Origin of the sequence: Streptomyces sp. SirexAA-E (genome assembly GCF_000177195.2) — a bacterium.
GTDB classification, from domain to species: domain Bacteria; phylum Actinomycetota; class Actinomycetes; order Streptomycetales; family Streptomycetaceae; genus Streptomyces; species Streptomyces flavovirens.
The window spans coordinates 2,281,045-2,300,474 of sequence record NC_015953.1; the positions used below are offsets into that span (position 1 = coordinate 2,281,045).

General features: G+C 72.3%; 13 protein-coding genes. 8 read left to right on the forward strand and 5 right to left on the reverse strand.

Annotated features, from left to right (window positions below):
• Nucleotides 1-150 precede the first annotated feature (150 nt).
• Both SACTE_RS10140 and SACTE_RS10145 read left to right on the forward strand, forming a co-directional pair.
• Entirely contained in the window at nt 151-1,557 is a 1,407-nt protein-coding gene (locus tag SACTE_RS10140) for an amino acid permease (protein ID WP_014045941.1), read from the forward strand.
• Between the two features lie 42 nt (nt 1,558-1,599).
• Entirely contained in the window at nt 1,600-2,253 is a 654-nt protein-coding gene (locus tag SACTE_RS10145; RefSeq protein WP_014045942.1) for a CatB-related O-acetyltransferase, read from the forward strand.
• On the opposite strand, the gene SACTE_RS10150 is transcribed toward SACTE_RS10145, so the two are convergent.
• Nucleotides 2,235-3,206: a winged helix-turn-helix domain-containing protein gene (locus tag SACTE_RS10150; protein ID WP_014045943.1), complete on the reverse strand. Its 972-nt coding sequence runs from the start codon at nt 3,204-3,206 to the stop codon at nt 2,235-2,237. The two genes, SACTE_RS10145 and SACTE_RS10150, sit on opposite strands and share 19 nt — an antisense overlap.
• Before the next feature lie 60 nt (nt 3,207-3,266).
• Here SACTE_RS10150 and SACTE_RS10155 point away from each other — a divergent pair, with 60 nt between their 5' ends.
• On the forward strand, nt 3,267-4,580 hold the full coding sequence (locus SACTE_RS10155; protein ID WP_014045944.1) for an MFS transporter: 1,314 nt from the start codon (nt 3,267-3,269) through the stop codon (nt 4,578-4,580).
• A 1,021-nt stretch (nt 4,581-5,601) separates the two neighbouring features.
• Here SACTE_RS10155 and SACTE_RS10160 read toward each other — a convergent pair.
• Nucleotides 5,602-6,057 (reverse strand): GNAT family N-acetyltransferase, encoded by a 456-nt coding sequence (locus SACTE_RS10160; protein WP_014045945.1) that lies wholly within the window; start codon nt 6,055-6,057, stop codon nt 5,602-5,604.
• 324 nt (nt 6,058-6,381) lie between these two features.
• Between SACTE_RS10160 and SACTE_RS10165 the strand changes: the two genes are divergently transcribed.
• Entirely contained in the window at nt 6,382-7,023 is a 642-nt protein-coding gene (locus SACTE_RS10165) for a superoxide dismutase (protein ID WP_014045946.1), read from the forward strand.
• A gap of 130 nt (nt 7,024-7,153) precedes the next feature.
• Here SACTE_RS10165 and SACTE_RS10170 read toward each other — a convergent pair whose 3' ends face one another.
• The 3 genes from SACTE_RS10170 to SACTE_RS10180 all read right to left on the reverse strand — a co-directional run bounded on the left by SACTE_RS10170 (nt 7,154) and on the right by SACTE_RS10180 (nt 10,766).
• Entirely contained in the window at nt 7,154-8,638 is a 1,485-nt protein-coding gene (locus SACTE_RS10170) for an aminotransferase class V-fold PLP-dependent enzyme (protein ID WP_014045947.1), read from the reverse strand.
• Nucleotides 8,628-9,989, reverse strand: a complete 1,362-nt coding sequence (locus SACTE_RS10175) for an MFS transporter (RefSeq protein ID WP_014045948.1) — start codon at nt 9,987-9,989, stop codon at nt 8,628-8,630. Before SACTE_RS10175 ends, SACTE_RS10170 begins: the two co-directional genes overlap by 11 nt.
• A 132-nt stretch (nt 9,990-10,121) precedes the next feature.
• Nucleotides 10,122-10,766: a DsbA family protein gene (locus SACTE_RS10180; RefSeq protein WP_014045949.1), complete on the reverse strand. Its 645-nt coding sequence runs from the start codon at nt 10,764-10,766 to the stop codon at nt 10,122-10,124.
• 191 nt (nt 10,767-10,957) lie between these two features.
• On the opposite strand from SACTE_RS10180, the gene pepN reads away from it, so the two are divergent.
• From pepN to SACTE_RS10200, 4 genes are all read left to right on the forward strand, one after another.
• Entirely contained in the window at nt 10,958-13,543 is a 2,586-nt protein-coding gene (gene pepN / locus SACTE_RS10185) for an aminopeptidase N (RefSeq protein WP_014045950.1), read from the forward strand.
• Nucleotides 13,544-13,714: 171 nt separating this feature from the next.
• Complete coding sequence (locus tag SACTE_RS10190) at nt 13,715-14,713, forward strand: hypothetical protein (RefSeq protein WP_014045951.1); 999 nt, start codon at nt 13,715-13,717, stop codon at nt 14,711-14,713.
• Between the two features lie 194 nt (nt 14,714-14,907).
• Complete coding sequence (locus SACTE_RS10195) at nt 14,908-18,210, forward strand: S8 family serine peptidase (protein WP_014045952.1); 3,303 nt, start codon at nt 14,908-14,910, stop codon at nt 18,208-18,210.
• Nucleotides 18,211-18,400: 190 nt separating this feature from the next.
• The gene (locus SACTE_RS10200) at nt 18,401-19,429 is read left to right on the forward strand and encodes an aspartate-semialdehyde dehydrogenase (protein WP_014045953.1); all 1,029 of its coding nucleotides are present in this window, start codon (nt 18,401-18,403) and stop codon (nt 19,427-19,429) included.
• Nucleotide 19,430: the final 1 nt, after the last annotated feature.

Below are 19,430 nucleotides of genomic sequence, written 5' to 3' on the forward strand. Positions count from 1 at the left end.
GTCCCCATAACCCGCCGGGGCGGCGGGTTGTGTGCGGGTGTACACCTTGTGTGAGCCCGGTGACCGTATTGCGGACATCCGTTCCCCGTGAACGGGGCGCGTGTTCAGACTGTGGTCCGACCCCGTCCCGCCCAGTGAACAGAGCCGTCCATGTCCCGGACCTCCGCGCCGCCCCCCACGGACGCCGCACATCCCACCGACTCCGCCCTCACCCACGGCCTGAAGCAGCGCCACCTCTCGATGATCGCCCTGGGCGGTGTCATCGGGGCGGGGCTGTTCGTCGGCTCCGGCGCCGGTATCGCCGCGGCGGGGCCCTCCATCGTCATCGCGTACGGCATCTCCGGACTGCTGGTGATGTTCGTGATGCGGATGCTCGGTGAGATGTCGGCCGCCAACCCGGCCTCCGGCTCCTTCTCCGTCCACGCCGAGCGGGCCATCGGCCCGTGGGCCGGCTTCACCGCCGGGTGGGCCTTCTGGGTGCTGCTCTGCGTGGCCGTCGGCCTGGAGGGCATCGGCGCCGCGCAGATCGTGACGGGCTGGCTGCCGGGCACACCGGAGTGGGCCTGGGTCGCGCTCTTCATGGTGATCTTCCTCGGCACCAACCTGGCGGCCGTGAAGAACTTCGGCGAGTTCGAGTTCTGGTTCGCCGCCCTCAAGGTGATCGCGATCACCCTCTTCCTGGTGCTCGGCCTGCTCGCGATCCTCGGCGTGCTGCCCGGCACCGACTCCCCCGGTACCTCGAACCTCACCGGCGAGGGCGGCTTCCTGCCGAACGGTTCGGAGGGGTTCATCATCGGGTTGCTGGCCTCCGTGTTCGCGTACGGCGGTCTGGAGACCGTCACCATCGCGGCGGCCGAGTCGGAGGACCCGGTGCGGGGCGTCGCCAAGGCCGTGCGCACGGCGATGTGGCGGATCGCGGTGTTCTACGTCGGCTCGATGGCGGTCATCGTCGCCCTCGTCCCCTGGGACGATCCGAAGGTCGCCGAGGTCGGGCCGTTCTACGCGATGCTCGACCACCTCGGTATCAGCGGCGCCGCGGAGATCATGAACGTGGTCATCCTGATCGCCCTGCTCTCCGCGATGAACGCCAACATCTACGGCGCCTCGCGCATGGCGTGCTCCCTGGTGGCGCGCGGTCAGGGGCCGAAGCGGCTCGGCACCGTCTCCTCCGGCGTCCCGCGCACCGCTGTGCTGGTCTCCTCCCTCTTCGGCTTCCTGTGCGTGCTCCTCAGCTACTGGCGTCCCGACGACGTCTTCCCGTGGCTGCTCAACATGATCGGCGCGGTGATCCTGGTCGTCTGGATCTTCATCGCCGTCTCCCAGCTGATCCTGCGCAGCCGGCTGGAACGCCGGGCGCCCGAGAAGCTCGTCGTGCGGATGTGGCTCTTCCCGGTCCTGACCGTCGTGGCACTGCTGGCCATGCTGGGCATCTTCCTGCTGATGCTGCGTCAGCCGGACACCCGGGACCAACTGCTGGCGACCGGGGCTCTGACGGCGGTACTGGTCGTCGTCGGCCTGGTACGGCAGAAGCGGGCCGCGCGCACGCCGGGCGCCTGATATTCCCTTGGCGGCCGGCGGCCGCGCTGAGAGGGTGTCCGGATGACCTCCTCGCCTCCCGACCCCTCCGTACTGCACCCGACGGCGGGCCAGCCGCGGGTGGTCCAGCTGAAGCCGCTGGTGACGTCGCCGCTGATCGAGGTCGGTGACTACTCGTACTACGACGACCCCGAGCACGCGACGGAGTTCGAGGCCCGCAACGTGCTGTACCACTACGGCCCGGAGCGACTCGTCATCGGCAGGTACTGCGCGCTGGCGACCGGGGTGCGGTTCCTGATGAACGGCGCCAACCACCGTATGGACGGCCCGTCCACCTTTCCCTTCCCCATGCTGGGCGGCGCGTGGGCCGACCACGCCGACCTGTTGAGCGGCCTGCCGGTGCGGGGCGACACGGTGGTGGGCCACGACGTGTGGCTCGGCAACGGGGCGACGGTGATGCCGGGCGTCCGGATCGGCAACGGCGCGATCGTCGCGGCCGGTTCGGTCGTCACCCGCGACGTACCGGACTACGGCGTGGTCGGCGGCGATCCGGCCCGGCTGATCCGTGTCCGGTACGACGACGCGGACGTCGCCCGGCTGCTCGCGCTGGCCTGGTGGGACTGGCCCGCCGAGCACCTCACCGCGCACGTGCGCACGCTCATGGCCGGCGACCTCGACGCGCTGGAGGCGGCGGCCCCTCAGCCCGGCGGCCGCTGAGCCCGTACGAGGACCTCGCCGGCCTCCGTACGGAAGTAGAGCACCGACCGGCCCGACCGCCGGCGTCCGGTCAGCCCCGCCTCGGTCAGCACCTTCAGATGGCGGCCGACCGAGCCCAGCCCCTGGCCGGTCAGCGCCACGAGCTGGGTCGTGCTCTTCGGGCTGCCGAGCCGGACGAGCACCCCGGCACGGGCGGGCCCCAGCAGGCGGCCGAGGGTGTCCGGGACGGACTGCCGGTCCGCGTCCGACAGGGCACCGGCACAGGCGTACACCACGGCGTAACGCTGTTCCTCCGCGTCCCAGGAGACCCAGCCCCGGCGCGGCGTGACCGGGACGAACGCCAGGGCGGCACCGGCGAGTTCGCGCGGTGGGTAGTCACGCGGATTGACCTGGAGCCGGCTGCCGCCGAGCCAGCGCATGCCGGGATTCATCGCGTCCAGCGCGGCGGCCCACCCGCCCTGGCTCAGCTGCCCGGCGCGCGCCACGATGTCCGCCTCCATGATCCGGCGACGGCGGGGCCAGTCGGGGCGCACGATCTGCTCCCACACCCATGCCAGCAGGTCCGCCGCCTTCTCGGGCAGGTCGGTACGGCGCAGCACGGCCGGCAGCGGGCCTCCTCCACAGACCTCCAGATCGGCCCGCGCCTGGTCGGGCGACGTCTGCCGCACCCGGGCCAGGTCCTGGGCGAAGGCGCTGTTCCCGGTGGGTGTGGGGGTGAGGAAGTCCGCGTTCCAGAGGCCGCCGAGGCCGACCGTCACGAGCCGCGCGGTGACCGGGTCACCGGCGAGCCGCTCCCGGTAGGCGGGGCGGTGCCGGTCGAACCAGGCGCGTTCGGCCGGGTGGGAGGCGGTGCCGCACTCCAGGGCCTGGAGGGTCGCGGTCGTCTCGACCAGCTCCGAGACGAGGAAGCGTCCGGCCGCCAGGGTGTCCGCGCTGATCCGCCACCAGCCCATGGTTTCGCCTCCCCGCGAAACAGTAACGGTCCCGCCGCCGCCGGGCCGAGACTCCCGGCCATGCTCACCTACCGCGACGTGTTCCGGGCCCCGCAGTTCGGGCCCCTCTTCACGGCCGGGGCCCTGCAGGGTGCCGCCTCCACCACGAGCGGGCTCGCCCTCGGCGTCCTGGTGTTCACCTCGACCGGGTCGCCACTGCTGTCCGCGCTGTCGATGTTCGGCTCCTCGTCGGCGCAACTGGTCGGCGCGACGCTGCTGATGTCGGCGGCGGACCGGCTGCCGCCGCGTGCCGCGCTGACCTGTTCGGCGCTCGCCTTCGGTATCGGCACGGCCGTCCTGGCGCTTCCCGGCCTGCCGTTGCCCGCGGTGTTCACCGTGCTCCTCGGGCTGGGGGCCCTCGCGGCGGTGGCGGGTGGCGTGCGGTACGGGCTGCTCTCCGAGATCCTGCCCAAGGACGCCTGGCTGCTGGGGCGTTCGGTGCTCAACATGTGCTCGGGGTCGGTGCAGGTCGCCGGGTACGCCGTGGGCGGCGCCCTGGTGGCCGTGATGTCCGCGCGCGGGACCCTGCTCGTCGCGGCGGGCCTGTACCTGGCCGGGGCGGCCGTCACCCGGTTCGGTCTCGTCCGGCGGCCGCCCCGGGTGGTGGGCCGGCCGTCGGTGGGCGCGACCTGGCGGACGAACGCGCTGCTGTGGTCGTCGGCGCCGCGCCGGAGGGTGTACCTCGCGCTGTGGGTGCCCAACGGGCTGGTGGTCGGCTGCGAATCGCTCTTCGTCCCGTACCGGCCGGACGGGGCGGGGCCGCTGTTCGCCTGCGCGGCGCTCGGGATGCTGGCCGGGGACACCTTGACCGGCCGGTTCCTCCCGGCCCGTCACCGGGGTACGGCCGCCGTCCGGCTGCTCCTGCTGCTGGCCTCGCCCTATCTGCTGTTCGCGCTGCGGCCCGGCCTGCCGTGGGCTCTGGTCCTGGCCGCCGTGGCGTCCACCGGTTTCTCGGCGAGTCTGCTCCTCCAGGGGCGCCTGATGGCACTCACCCCGGACGCGATGACGGGCCAGGCGCTCGGCCTGCACTCCTCCGGGATGCTGTCGACGCAGGGCGTGGCGGCGGCGCTGGCGGGATCGGTGGCGCAGCACACCTCCGCCGGGACGGCGATCGCCCTGATGGCGCTCGCCTCGGTCGCGGTCACGCTGGCCCTCGCGCCGGGGCTGCGGCGCGAGGGCCCCGGCTGCGTCAGTCGCCCCCGCCGCCGTCACCGCCGCCGCTGTCACCGCCGCCGGAGTCGCCGCCGCCGGAGTCCCCGCCGTCGCCTCCGTCGGCGCCCCAGCCGTCGCCGCCACCGGGCTCGTTGTCGTCGCTGCCGTTGCCGAGGTTGCTGAACCACGGGCGGTCCCACGCCACGTCGGTGGCGACCGGCTCGCCCCCGCTCCCCACGTACCGCTCCGACCGGAACCGTGCCGTACCGGTCGTGTCGCCCATTCCGAAGGCGGCGGCGAAGAGGTGGGCCATGACGGCGTCCAGCGGGTCGGTGCTCTCGTGGCGCACCGGGGCCAGCGGCCGCAGCAGCGTGTCCGGCCCGCGGGCGGGCCGGCGCGGGGGGCGGGCCAGCAGGGCGACGCGCTGCTCGCCGCGCAGCAGCCAGGAACTCGTCGCGTTCTCCCGCCGCAGCACCCAGTGCGCCCCGGGCAGCCGCGCCTCCACGACGCTCCTGGACTTGCGTCGCTTCTTGGTGAGCACGAGCTCCGCCGCGGCGTCGCCGACGGTCAGACGCAGGCCCTTGGACGGATCGGGGCCGTCGCCCTGGAAGCCGCGGGGCGCGCGGATCCGTACGACGGGGGCATGCGGCCCCCATACGTCCACGCGCACCAGGCGCCGGTCCACGGCGACGGCGACCGGCCCGGCGGGTCCGTCCGCGAGCCGCCGCGCGATCCACAGCGGCACGCCCTCGGCCTCGGCCCGGGCCGCCAGGACGGCCACCTGCTCGGGCCCGCCGCACAGCCGCACCGCCAGCTCGCCCATCGCGCGGGCGAAATCGGCGGCCTGACGCGCCTTCACCGGAGTCGCGGTGCCGGTGACGCGGGTCAACGGGACGATCCCGGCGCCCTCCGCGAGCCGGTCCAGCGGGCGTTCGGCACCGCCGCCGCCCAGCCAGTACCCGCGCCGGTACGCCTCGGCCATGGCGCCCAGGTTCAGCTCACCCAGCGGCGTGGTCCTGCCGCCCCTGCGCAGCCGTTCCTCGGTCAACTCCACGGTCTGCGCCAGCGGATTCCAGGACCGCTCGGCATAGAGCACCCGGCTCACGACAACCCCCATGTGTACGTACGCGCCTCGGCCGAGGACACCCTCACACATCCCCGGCCCCGCCCCGCCGCCGGGTCAGTCGTCCGGGCGCGGAGCCTGTCAGGTGAGGGCGAGTTCCAGCAGCGGCAGCATCCGGCCGGGAACTGAACCGGAGGGGACCGCCCCGACCCGGACCGCGCCCATCGCCGTGTAGAAGGGCTCGGCATTGGGGTCGGCGTCGATGGTGAGCAGGGTGAACCCGAGCCGCCGGGCCTGCTCCCGCGCGTGCCCGAACAGCAGCCGGCCCACCCCCTGCCCGATGGCGTCCGGCTCGACGAACATCATGCCGAGGGCACCCTCGGGCGGCGCCCCGTCCAGCATGGTGAAGCCCAGGATCCTGCCGTCCCGCTCCGCCACCGCCGTACGCCGCGCGGTCACGTCGGCCGGGCGGACGGCGAGCTCCTCGCGGCAGGCCGCCATGAACCCCTCGTCGTAGCCCCAGTGCGCCTTGGACCGCAGGGCCAGCGCGGTCAGCTCGGCCGCCTCGGCGGGACGGCCCTCCCGGACGTACACCATCGACGTCTCCCCCTCTCCCGTCATGCCTTCGAGGTTACGACGTGACCTAGGGCTTGTTTCGAAAGTAGCGCCGTCCGCCCGGAGGGCGGGGCCGGCGGCGTCTGGTGCGTGCGATCGCAAGGCGGAGGGTCGCCCCGATACTGGATGTATCGGGGCGATACCGACAACGCAGCGAGCGTGCGTGCCAGGCGTCGCCGGACAGGCGGGACTTTCGAAACAAGCCCTAGGACCATCGGCTGATCACTTCCGGGCACTCCTCCTGCTAGCCTGCAATTGCGACACAGTTGCAATAACAACCAGTCAGCAGTTGGAGGGTTCGCACCCATGGCCACGTACACGCTCCCGGAACTCCCGTACGACTACGCGGCGCTCGAACCGGTCATCAACCCGCAGATCATCGAGCTCCACCACGACAAGCACCACGCGGCGTACGTCAAGGGGGCGAACGACACCCTGGAGCAGCTGGAGGAGGCCCGCGACAAGGGGACCTGGGGTGCGGTCAACGGCCTGCAGAAGAGCCTCGCGTTCCACCTCTCCGGCCACATCCTGCACTCGATCTACTGGCACAACATGAGCGGCGACGGCGGCGGCGAGCCCCTCGCGGCGGACGGTGTGGGAGACCTGGCGGACGCGATCGCCGACTCCTTCGGCTCCTACGCGGGCTTCAAGGCCCAGCTGACGAAGGCCGCGGCGACCACGCAGGGCTCCGGCTGGGGCGTCCTGGCGTACGAGCCGGTCAGCGGCAAGCTGATCGTCGAGCAGGTCTACGACCACCAGGGCAACATCGGTCAGGGCTCTGTCCCGATCCTGGTCTTCGACGCGTGGGAGCACGCCTTCTACCTCCAGTACAAGAACCAGAAGGTGGACTTCATCGAGGCGATGTGGCGCGTCGTCAACTGGCAGGACGTGGCGCAGCGGTACGCCGCCGCCAAGGAGCGCGCGGACGTGCTCCTGCTCGCTCCCTGAGGTATCACGGACGTCCTGCCTCGTGATCGTCTTCTCAACCTTCACCCGGCAGGCGGGTCACCGGAGAACCCCCGCGAGGACATGACTCGCGGGGGTTCTCCCATGGCGGGACACCAGGGCGCGGCCCGGGTCAGACGTGGAAGACGGAGCCGATGAACTCCGCCAGCAACCTCTCCTTGAGGCCGTTCGGCAGCGCGTCGAGCAGCACGAGCACCGGGGCCATGCGGCCGGGCAGTCCGCCGCCCTCCCCGAGGCCCGCGAAGGCGAGGACGGCCGCGACCTCGTCCGGGCCCAGTGCCCGCGGGTCCAGGGCCGCGGCGAGCTCGGCGAGACCCGGGTCCACGGTCACCGGCTCCAGCGACCGCGCCACCGTCAGCGCCGTCCCCAGGTCCTCCAGAAGGGCGTCGACCTGGCCGACCGTGGCGGGGGTGAGCGTCAGATGGAGGTTGGGCGGCAGCCCGTCGAAGGAGAGCTGCGGCTGGAGGTACCAGCCGAGCTCGCGCATCTCGTCGGCGAGGTGCAGGAGCAGGCTGAGGTCGGGCGCCCCGCCGTCACCCGGGCCGAGGACCGTGAAGGCGACGAGACCCGCCGCGGGGTCGCCGAGCACGCGGACGCCCTCGGTGGCGCGCAGTCCGCTCAGCAGGCGGTCCGAGGCGTCGGCGACCCGGCCCGCGAGCGCGGTGTAGCCGTCCTCGCCGACGTGCCGCAGGACCGCCCACGCCTGGGCGAGCAGGCCGGCGGACTTGGTGCCCTGCACGGTCGGGTTGACGACGGGGTAGCCGGGCCAGCCGGCGTGCGCGAAGTACTGGTGGCGGCGCAGTTCGGCGTCGCGGTGGAGAAGCACGGACGCGCCCTTGTCGGCGTACGCGTACTTGTGCAGGTCCACGGAGAGGGAGGTCACGCCGGGTACGGACAGGTCGAAGGGTCGCACCTGCCGGCCGGCCCGCCGCAGGTAGGGCAGGATCCAGCCGCCGATGCAGGCGTCGACGTGGCAGAGCGCCCCGCGCCCGGCGGCGGCCGCCGCGATCTCGGCGACCGGGTCGATCACCCCGTGGGCGTACGAGGGGGCGGAGGCGACCACCAGGGCGGTGCGGTCGGTGAGGGCCGCGGCCATGGCGTCGGCGTCGGCCCGGAAGGTGTCCGGGTCGACCGGCACCACGACCGGTTCGACGCCCAGGTAGGCGGCGGCCTTGTGGAAGGCCGCGTGGGCGGTGGCGGGCAGCACCAGCTGGGGGCGGCTGATCCCGCGCACCGAACGCGCCTGGTCGCGGGCGGCCTTGACGGCGAGCAGGATGCTCTCGGTGCCGCCGCTGGTGAAGGTGCCCTGGGCCCCGGGGGCGCCGAGCAGGGCTGCGACCGCGCCGATCAGGTCGTTCTCCAGCCGGGCCACGCTCGGGAAGACCGTGGGGTCGAGGCCGTTGACGGTGGCGAAGGCGGTGTACGCCTCGGCGGCCAGCTCGTCCAGTCCCTCCAGCCCGGCGTCGTAGACGTAGGCGAAGGTGCGGCCGCCCCGGGTGGGCGCGTCGCCCTCGCGCAGGGCGCGCAGCTCGGCGAGGACGTCGGCGGCGGGGCGGCCGTCCGGCAGGGCCGCTTCGTCAGGGGGTTCAGTCGGCACGGGCGGGCTCTTCCTTCGGGGAATCGGTGGCGGGCTCGCGGTAGCGGTGCAGCAGCCAGAGGCTCGCCGCACCGAGGAGGGCGGGCAGCACGCTCATCCCGGCGGCGATCCCGGTCAGTGCGGCGCCCGGCTGGGACACGTGGTGGGCCGCGTCGGAGGAGCGGAAGCCGGTCACGGCCAGGACCAGGGCGAACAGCCCGGCGCCCAGTGCGAAGGCGAGGGTCTCGGCGGCGGTCCACAGCCCGGTGAAGGTCGCGGCGCGCCGCACGCCGGTGCGGGCGGCGTCGGCGGACAGGGTGTCGGCGAGCATGGTCAGGGGCAGCAGCTGGAGTCCGGCGTAGGCGATGCCGACGAGGACGACGGACGCGTACCCGACGGCGGGGCCGGCCGCCGGTGTCAGGCCGAGGACCGCGGCCCCCGCCGTGTAGAGCAGGGAGGCGCACCACTGGGCGTACCGCACCCCCTTGCGGCGGGCCAGCCGGTTCCACAGCGGCATGAACAGCACGAGGGGGCCGATCAGGCAGGCGAACAGCCAGGTGACGGCGGTCGCGGAGCCGAGGGTGTACGTCGCGAAGTACTGGACGCCCGCGAGCATCACCCCGATCGCGAGGGCCTGGAGGGTCCACATCCCCGCCAGGTGCAGGAAGGGCCGGTGGGAGCGGGCGGCGGCGAGCTGGGCACGCAGCGAGGGTTCGGCCCGGCTGCGGGCGGCCTCGGGGGCGCCCCGGGTGGCCGCCCAGGCGCCGAACATTCCGGCCGCCAGCAGGACGGCGACGACGGCCCCCATCAGGCGGTAGCTCGCGGGGGTGTCCCCGTCGGCGTGCGCGATCGCCGGGGCGACGGCGCCGGAGAGCAGGATCGCGACGCCCAGGAAGCCCACCCGCCAGCCCAGCACCCGGCCGCGTTCGCGCGGGTCCTCGGTCATCTCGGCGGGCATCGTCACGTACGGCACCTGGAAGACGGCGTACGCGGTGGCGGCGAGCAGGAAGAGGACGGCGACGTAGCCGGCCGCCGCGGCGCCCCGCAGCGGCGGCGCGGCGAAGATCAGGGCGAAGAGCGGCGGCAGGGTGCACGCGCCGATCAGCAGGAAGGCCCGGCGTCCCCCGCCGGGCAGCCGGCTGCGGTCGCAGAGGGCGCCGACCAGCGGGTTGATCAGGACGTCCCAGGCCTTGGGCAGGAAGACGGCGGCGCCGGCGACGGCGGCGGGCACGGCGAGGACGTCGGTGAGGTAGTAGAGCAGGATCAGCCCGGGCACGGTGGCGAAGGTGCCGGTGCACAGGGAGCCGAGCCCGTAGCCGACGCGGATCCGGCGGGGCAGGCCGGGGCTCACGGCCGGTGGGGCTGCTGGCATGCGCAGATCATGGACGAACGTGTGTGCGCCCGGCAAGGCTCCGGCGTGAGGCGGAGGCGTCCGGGCGCCGCGGGCCCGCGGGCGTGTTCTTGAAAGTCCCGCCCGCCCCGCGGCGCCCGGCCGGGGGTGCCGTCAGTCGAAGACCGGGCCCTGGGTGCGGGTCCGCTTGATCTCGTAGAAGCCCGGGATCGAGGCGACCAGCAGCGTGCCGTCCCAGAGCTTCGCCGCCTCCTCGCCCTTGGGGGCGGGCGTGACGACCGGGCCGAAGAAGGCGATCTGCTCGCCGTCGGGACCGGGGACGGCGATGACCGGGGTGCCGACGTCCTGGCCGACCTTGTCGATGCCCTCCTGGTGGGAGGCGCGCAGCTCCTTGTCGTACGCGTCGGAGTCGGCGTACTCGATCAGTTCGGCGGGGAGGCCGACGTCCGCCAGGGCGCCCGCGACCGCCTCGCGGGTGGGTCCCTCGCCGTTGTTGTGGAAGCGGGTGCCCAGCGCGGTGTAGAGCGGGCCGACGACCTCGTCGCCGTGCTTCTGCTGGGCGGCGACGACCACGCGGACCGGGCCCCAGGCCTTGGTCCGCATCATCTCCTGGTACTCCTCGGGCAACTCGTCCAGCCTGCTCTCGTTGAGGACGGCCAGGCTCATCACGTGCCAGCGGACCTCGACGTCGCGGACCTTCTCCACCTCCAGCATCCAGCGGGAGGTCATCCAGGCCCAGGGACAGAGCGGATCGAACCAGAAGTCGGCCGGGGTCCTCGACGTGCTGTTCTCGGGCATGTCTCTCCTCATGAGCTCGGTCTGCCACCTGAGCGTCTGAACACCGCCGGGGCGTCCCGCCATTCCCGTGCGCGGGCGCGCGGGGCCGCATGCGAGGATCAAAGCCGTTCGAATCGGGACCGACCGGTGACCGGATCCGGCGGCACGACCGCCCCGGTGACCGGTCGGTCCGAGACACAAAGGAGTGCTCCGTGCCCGGTGAAAACCTGTCCCGCGACGAGGCCCGTGAGCGGGCCGAGCTGCTGACCGTCGACGGTTACGAGGTCGCCCTCGACCTGCGTTCCGCCGTCGGCGATCCCGACGACGGCCAGGCCGGTCCGCGCACCTTCCGCTCACTGACCACGATCCGCTTCCGGGCCGCCCGTGCGGGGGCCTCGACCTTCGCCGACCTGCTCGCCCCGGCGGTGACCGCGGTGACGCTGAACGGCAAGGACCTGGACCCGGCGGCCGTCTTCGACGGCACCCGCATCGCGCTGGACGACCTCGCCGAGGGCGAGAACGTCCTGGTGGTCGACGCGCGTTGCGCGTACAGCCGGACCGGCGAGGGCATGCACCGCTTCGTCGACCCGGAGGACGGCGAGGTCTACCTCTACACGCAGTACGAGCCGGCCGACGCCCGCCGCGTCTTCGCCAACTTCGAACAGCCCGACCTCAAGGCCCCCTACCGCTTCGAGGTGACGGCCCCCGAGGGCTGGACGGTCCGCTCCAACGGCGCGGAGGAGTCCCACGAGGGCGAGGTGTGGCGGTTCGCCGAGACGAAGCCGATCTCCACGTACATCACGACGGTCCTCGCGGGCCCGTACCACTGCGTGAGCGACCTCTACACCCGGACGTTCGACGACGGCTCGACGCTGGAGATCCCGCTCGGCGCCATGTGCCGCAAGGGCCTCGCCCGGTACTTCGACGCGGACGACGTCTTCCTGATCACCAAGCAGGGCCTGGACTTCTTCCACGACCACTTCGACTACCCGTACCCGTTCGGGAAGTACGACCAGGCGTTCGTGCCCGAGTACAACCTCGGGGCCATGGAGAACCCGGGCCTCGTCACCTTCCGCGAGGAGTACATCTACCGGTCCAAGGTCACCTCGGCCTCCTACGAGCGCCGTGCCAACGTCATCCTGCACGAGATGGCGCACATGTGGTTCGGCGACCTGGTCACCATGAAGTGGTGGGACGACCTGTGGCTGAAGGAGTCCTTCGCGGACTTCATGGGCTCCTTCTCGATGGTCGAGGCGACCCGCTTCACGGGCGGCTGGATCACCTTCGCCAACAACCGCAAGGCCTGGGCCTACCGCGCCGACCAGCTGCCCTCCACCCACCCGGTCACGGCCGACATCCGCGACCTGGAGGACGCCAAGCTGAACTTCGACGGCATCACCTACGCCAAGGGCGCCTCGGTGCTCAAGCAGCTGGTGGCGTACGTGGGCCGGGACGCCTTCCTGGAAGGCGCCCGCCGCTACTTCAAGCAGCACGCGTACGGCAACACCGAGCTGGGCGACCTGCTGTCGGTGCTGGCCGAGACGTCCGGGCGCGACATGACGGCCTGGTCCCGCTCCTGGCTCCAGACCGCCGGCGTCAATGTGCTGACCCCGGTGGTGGCGTACGACGACGAGGGCCGCGTCGCGGAGCTCGCCGTGACCCAGGAGGCCGCCGCCTCGCACCCCGAACTGCGCCCGCACCGGGTCGCGGTGGGCCTGTACCGGCTGACCCCGGACGGCGACCTGGTGCGCTACGCGCGGGCCGAGACGGACGTGGCCGGGGAACGGACCGTCGTCGCGGAGCTGACCGGGGCCGAGAAGCCCGACCTGGTGCTGGTCAACGACGACGACCTGACGTACTGCAAGGTCCGTTTCGACGACCGGTCGCTGGCCACCCTGCGCCGGCACCTCGGTGACATCACCGACCCGCTGGCGCGGGCGCTGTGCTGGTCCGCGCTGTGGAACCTCACGCGCGACGCGCTGCTGCCGGCCCGTGACTTCGTCTCGCTGGTGCTCGCGTTCGCCGGGCGGGAGAGCGACATCGGCGTGCTCCAGATGCTGCACGCCTGGGCGCGGTCGGCCCTGACGCACTACGCCGCCCCCGGCTGGCGCGCGGAGGGCGGTACGGCACTGGCCGAGGGCGCGCTGCGGGAGCTGCGCCGCGCCGAGGCGGGCAGCCAGCACCAGCTGACGTGGGCCCGCTTCTTCGCCGCGTCGGCCACCTCGAAGGCCGACTTCCAGCTGCTGGGCGGGCTGCTGGACGGCTCGGCCACGATCGAGGGCCTGGAGGTCGACCAGGAGCTGCGGTGGGCGTTCCTGTCCGCGCTGGTCGCGCATGGGGTCGCCGACGAGGCGGCCGTCGACGCCGAGCTGGCCCGTGACGACACGGCGTCCGGCAAGCGGCACCACGTGCGGTGTCTGGCCTCGCGCCCCTCGGCGGCGGTCAAGGCGCAGGCGTGGGCCGTGGTCGTGGAGTCGGACAAGCTGTCCAACGCGTTCGTCGAGGCGACCATCGCGGGCTTCGAGCAGCCCTCGCAGCGGGAGCTGCTGGCGCCGTACACGGCCGCGTACTTCGAGGCGATCGAGCGGGTGTGGGCCGAGCGCTCCATCCAGATCGGCATGGACGTGGTCAAGGGGCTGTTCCCGGGCTTGCAGGACGACCCCGCGACGCTCACCGCGACGGACGCGTGGCTGACCTCGCACCCGGACGCGGCCCCGGCGCTCCGGCGCCTCGTCCTGGAGGCGCGGGACGACCTGGCCCGGGCGCTGCGGGGCCAGGAGTGCGACGCGGCGGCGTGAGCCCCGGGCGTGCGCCCCGCACACGCACGCGGGGCGCACGCCGTGCAATCCCCGGCGTGACCGGTCATTTCGACCGTCGGACCATCCCGCTTCCGTACGGTGATGTCCTGGTACGTCGACGGACGTGTAACACGGGTTACCGGCCGGTGGGCATGCGGGAACCTCCGGAGCATGAACAGGAACACCCCGCTCACCGCCCACCCCCTCCACGGCGTCCGCCACCGCGTGTGGTCCGCCCAGCAGTTGCGCGCCGAGGGGGTGAGTGCCGCGCAGGCCGCCTCGCAGTGCCTGCCCGGCGGTCCGTGGCAGCAGTTGCTGCCCGGCGTCTTCCTCCTGCACCCGGGGCCGCCCACCGATCAGGAGCGGGTGCACGGGGCCCTGTTGTACGCCGGCCGGCCGCCCGCCTCCGCGCGGCGCGCCGGGCCGGCGCCGGCCGGCCCGGAGTACGGCGAGGCGATGGTGACGGGCCTGGCGGCGCTGGCCCTGTACGGCTTCGAGGCCGCCCCGCCGGTGGTCGCCCTGCACCGGGTCGACGTCCTGGTGCCACGCACCCGGCGGCTGCGCTCGACCCGGTTCGTCCAGGTGGTCCGGGCCGCCGTGCCGCCCCGGCCCCAGACGCGGCTCGGGATGCCGCTGGCCCCGGTGGAGCGGGCGCTCGCCGACGCGGTGGCCTCGCTGACCGACGCCCCCACGGTGCGCCGGCTGCTGACGGAGGCGGTCCGCGCCGGGTACTGCGAGCCCGCCGCGGTCGTACGGGAGCTGAGCGCGGCGAAGCTGCTGGGCCGGGCCCATGTGGTGGACGCCGTCGAGGAGCTGCTCGCCGAGGGCCGGGCCGTCGCGGAGGACCGGCTGTACGAGATGGTGCGCCGCCACGGGCTGCCGGAGCCGCTGTGGAACGTGGACCTGTGCCTGCCCGGCGGGGCGTGCCTGGGCGCGGTGGACGCGTACTGGCCCGAGCAGGCGCTCGCGGTCGAGATCGGCGCCCCGGCGCCGCGTGAGGGGGGCACCGCGGACCGGGAACACCTGGAGCGGCTGGGGGTCACGGTCGTCCGGGTCACCCCCGGAAGGCTGCGCGAGGCGATGGCGCAGCAGGCGGTGGTGGTGCGTACGGCGATGGCGGCGGCCGAGGACCGCGAACCGGCCGCCTACGTGGTGGTGCTGCCGAGGTGACCGCGTGAGTGGCCGGGAACGTACCGGGATTTCACCCCATTCGTCCCGTGTGACGCATGAGCCCCCGTGGCGGATCTACGCCATGTGCATGTCTAAGCTCCGTCAAGTCTCCACAAACCCCTGTCATTTACGAAATGCTGAGCGGTCATCGGGTACCGAATTCCGGACTCTCTCTTTCACTCACAGGGATGCTGATGACCAAGGAATCCCCCAGCTCCATACCCGGGGCCAGACGCGCCGCGCGCATCGCGGCCGCCGCCGGTCTGGTGGCCGCGCTGGCCGCCACCGGCGCCGCCCCGGTCTTCGCCGCGGACGACCCGGCCTCCACGCCCGTCAAGCCGGCCGCCGCCGGTGACACGGGCGACAAGCTCGGCGAGGCCGACGCCGATCTGCTGGCGAAGGCCCAGGCCCAGGGCGAGAAGAACATCACGATGATGGTCGCCACCACGCCCGGCGCGACCGCGCAGGTCGCCGAGCAGCTGGACGCCGTCAAGGGGTCCGTGCTGGGCCGGACGTACGACAAGCTCGGTTACGTCCGGGCGACCGTGCCGACCGCGACCGCCGAGGCCACGATCAAGGCGGCGCAGAAGCTGTCGAGCGTCCACGGCATCGACCTCAAGCAGGAGATCGAGCTGGACGACCCGACACCGAAGGCCGACCAGGTCGCCGGCGCCAAGCAGCTCAAGGCCACCGGAACTTCCCCGGCGCCCGGCAAGAAGACCCCGGCGAAGAACCCGTACAACCCGTCCTTCGAGACGGGAGCCGTCGACTTCGTCGCGCAGAACCCGAAGGCCGACGGCCGCGGCGTCACCATCGGCATCCTGGACTCCGGTGTGGACATCGCCCACCCCGCGCTCCAGAAGACCACCACCGGTGAGCGCAAGATCGTCGACTGGGTGACCGCCACCGACCCGGTCAGCGACGGCGACGGCACCTGGCTGCGGATGGGCACCTCGGTGACCGGCCCGACCTTCACCGCCGGGGGCCGCACCTACAAGGCGCCCAAGGGCGACTACAAGATCCAGCTCTTCGCCGAGGCCGCCACCAAGGGCGGCGACATGGCCGGGGACCTCAACCGGGACGGCGACACCACCGATGTGTGGGCCGTGCTCTACGACCCGGTCAAGGGCACCGTCCGCGTCGACCTGGACAACGACGCGAACTTCACGAACGACGCCGTGCTGAAGCCGTACAAGGACGGCCACCAGGTCGGCTACTTCGGCAAGGACAACCCGAAGACCGATGTCGTCGAGCGCATCCCGTTCGTGGTCGAGACCCGCAAGGACGTCGTCTACAACGCGGCCGGCGACAAGGCCGACTACGTCAACATCGGCGTCATCGAGAGCGAGCACGGCACGCACGTCGCGGGCATCACCGCGGCGAACAGCCTGTTCGGCGGCAAGATGAACGGTGCGGCGCCCGGCGCCAAGATCGTCTCCTCGCGCGCCTGCACCTGGTCCGGCGGCTGCACCAACATCGCGCTGACCGAGGGCATGATCGACCTCGTCGTCAACCGCGGGGTGGACGTCGTCAACATGTCGATCGGCGGTCTGCCGCCGCTCAACGACGGCAACAACGCCCGCGCCGAGCTCTACAAGCGGCTCATCGACATCTACGGCGTCCAGCTGGTCATCTCGGCCGGCAACGACGGCCCGGGTGTGAACACCATCGGTGACCCCGGCCTCGCCGACCACGTCATCTCGGTGGGCGCGTCCATCTCCAAGGAGACCTGGGCGGCCAACTACGGCTCGAACGTCACCAAGAAGTACGACATGCTGCCCTTCTCCTCGCGTGGTCCGCGTGAGGACGGCGGCTTCGCGCCGATCCTGACCGCCCCGGGCGCCTCGATCAACACCACCCAGACCTGGCTGCCCGGCGGCCCGGTCAAGGAGGCCGGCTACTCGCTCCCGGCCGGCTACTCCATGCTGCAGGGCACCTCGATGTCCTCGCCGCAGGCCGCCGGCGCCACGGCGCTGCTGCTGTCCGCCGCGAAGCAGAAGCACATCGAGCTGCCTCCGGCCGATCTGCGGACCGCGCTGACCAGCACCGCCTCCCACATCAAGGACGTGCCCGCGCACGCCCAGGGCGCCGGTCTGATCGACATCGTCGCCGCCTGGAAGCAGATCTCCAAGAAGGGCTCCCCGGCCCACGAGTACACGGTGAAGGCCCCGGTCGACACCGCGATCGACTTCGCGCTGAAGACCCCGGGCTTCGGCACCGGCCTCTACGACCGCGAGGGCGGCCTCAAGGCCGGCCAGAAGAAGACGTACGACGTCGTCGTCACCCGCACCACGGGCCCGGACAAGGCCGTGAAGCACAAGCTGTCCTGGAAGAACAACGACGGCACCTTCAAGCTGACCGGTTCGAGCACGGTCTCGCTGCCGCTCGGCAAGCCGGTGACCGTCAAGGTCCAGGCGAAGCCCGGCTCCGCGGGCGTGCACAGCGCGATCCTCCAGGTCGACGACAAGAACACCAAGGGCGTCGACCACCAGATCCTCTCCACGGTCGTCGTCGCCAAGGACCTGGTGAAGCCCGGTTACGCGTTCAAGGCGTCCGGCTCGGTGCAGCGCAACGGCACCACGTCGTACTTCCTGAACGTCCCGGAGGGCGCCAAGACCCTCGAGGTCGCGATGAGCGCCCTGCGCTCGGGCAGCCAGACCCGCTTCATCTCCATCCACCCCTACGGGGTCGCGGTGGAGGACAGCTCCACGGTCTACTGCTACCCGAACTACGAGAACCCGGCCAACACCTGCCGCCCGGACGTGCGCTCCTACAAGGACCCGCAGCCCGGCGTCTGGGAGATCGAGGTAGAGGCCCGGCGTACGTCGCCGCTGCTGGACAACCCGTACAAGCTGGACGTCTCGCTGCTCGGCGCCACCTTCGACCCGGCGGTGCGCACCATCGACGAGGCGAAGATCGGCACCCCGGCCGCGGTCGACTGGACGGTCACCAACAACGCCGGTGACCTGGAGGGCAAGCTGGAGGGCGGCTCGCTGGGCTCGGCCGACGTCGAGCGCCCGTCGATCTCCACCGGTGGCGAGTACACCAGGACGGTCACCATCGGCGAGGGCGTCGAGAAGCTGGACATCGCGGTGGGCAACACCTCGGACGCCAACGCCGACATCGACCTGTACGTCTTCAAGGGCGACACCCAGGTCGGCGCGTCGACGACGGCGGGCTCGGAGGAGTCGGTCAGCCTGGTGAAGCCGGCCGCCGGCACCTACACCGTCGTCATCGACGGCTACTCGGTCCCGGCCGGGACCACCGAGTACGACTACCGTGACGTGTACTACTCCGCGTCGCTCGGCGAGATCAAGGTCGACGAGTCGAAGGCCGTGAACCTGGCCAACGGCGCGTCCGCCCAGGTCGGCGCCGAGGTCGTCGTCGCCGGGGCGGCCCCCGAGGGCCGGCAGTTCTTCGGCGAGGTCCGGCTGGTGAACGCCCGGGGCACCGCGGCGGGCACCGGCAGCGTCGTGATCGAGAAGGTCGCGCCGTAGCGGCACCGCGCTGACGATGTGATCCCCGCGACACACCGCGGCTGTGGGGCGGGCGCCCGCAAGGGCTCCCGCCCCACAGCCCTGCCCGGGCCCTGTCCGCCTGCCGGACAATGGATTGGACAAGGAAGCCGTGGAAAGACACATCATGGAACGGCAACCGTGCCTGTTTCTTATGTGTGAGGGAGTTCCTGTGAAGGTCGGAATCGTCGGCGCCACCGGTCAGGTCGGCACAGTCATGCGCAGCATCCTGGCCGAGCGGAAGTTCCCCGTCGCCGAACTGCGGCTCTTCGCCTCCGCGCGCTCCGCGGGCTCCACGATCACCTACGAGGGCACCGACATCACCGTCGAGGACGCCTCCACCGCCGACTACACCGGCCTGGACGTCGTCCTGTTCTCCGCCGGCGGGGCCACCTCCAAGGCACTGGCCGAGAAGGTCGCCTCCCAGGGACCCGTCGTGATCGACAACTCCTCCGCCTGGCGCAAGGACCCCGAGGTCCCGCTGGTCGTCTCCGAGGTCAACCCGCACGCGATCAGGAACCGCCCCAAGGGCATCATCGCCAACCCGAACTGCACCACGATGGCCGCCATGCCGGTGCTTCGCCCGCTCCACGAGGAGGCGGGGCTCGAAGCGCTGACCGTCGCCACCTACCAGGCGGTGTCCGGCTCCGGGCTCGCGGGCGTCGCGGAGCTGCACGGCCAGGCGTCCAAGGTCGTCGCCGACGCCGACCGGCTGACCCACGACGGGGACGCGGTCGACTTCCCCGAGCCGGGTGTCTACAAGCGCCCGATCGCCTTCAACGTGCTGCCGCTCGCCGGCTCGATCGTGGACGACGGCTCCTTCGAGACGGACGAGGAGCAGAAGCTCCGCAACGAGTCCCGCAAGATCCTGGAGATCCCCGGGCTCAAGGTCTCCGGCACCTGCGTCCGCGTGCCCGTCTTCTCCGGCCACTCCCTCCAGATCAACGCCCGGTTCGCCCGCCCGATCGGCGTCGAGCGCGCCTACGAGCTGCTGAAGGACGCCGAGGGCGTCGAGCTCTCGGAGATCCCGACCCCGCTCCAGGCGGCCGGCAAGGACCCGTCCTACGTGGGCCGTATCCGGGTCGACGAGACCGTCGAGAACGGCCTCGCGCTGTTCGTCTCCAACGACAACCTGCGCAAGGGCGCCGCGCTCAACGCGGTCCAGATCGCGGAGCTGGTCGCGGCCGAGCTGTCCGCCTGAT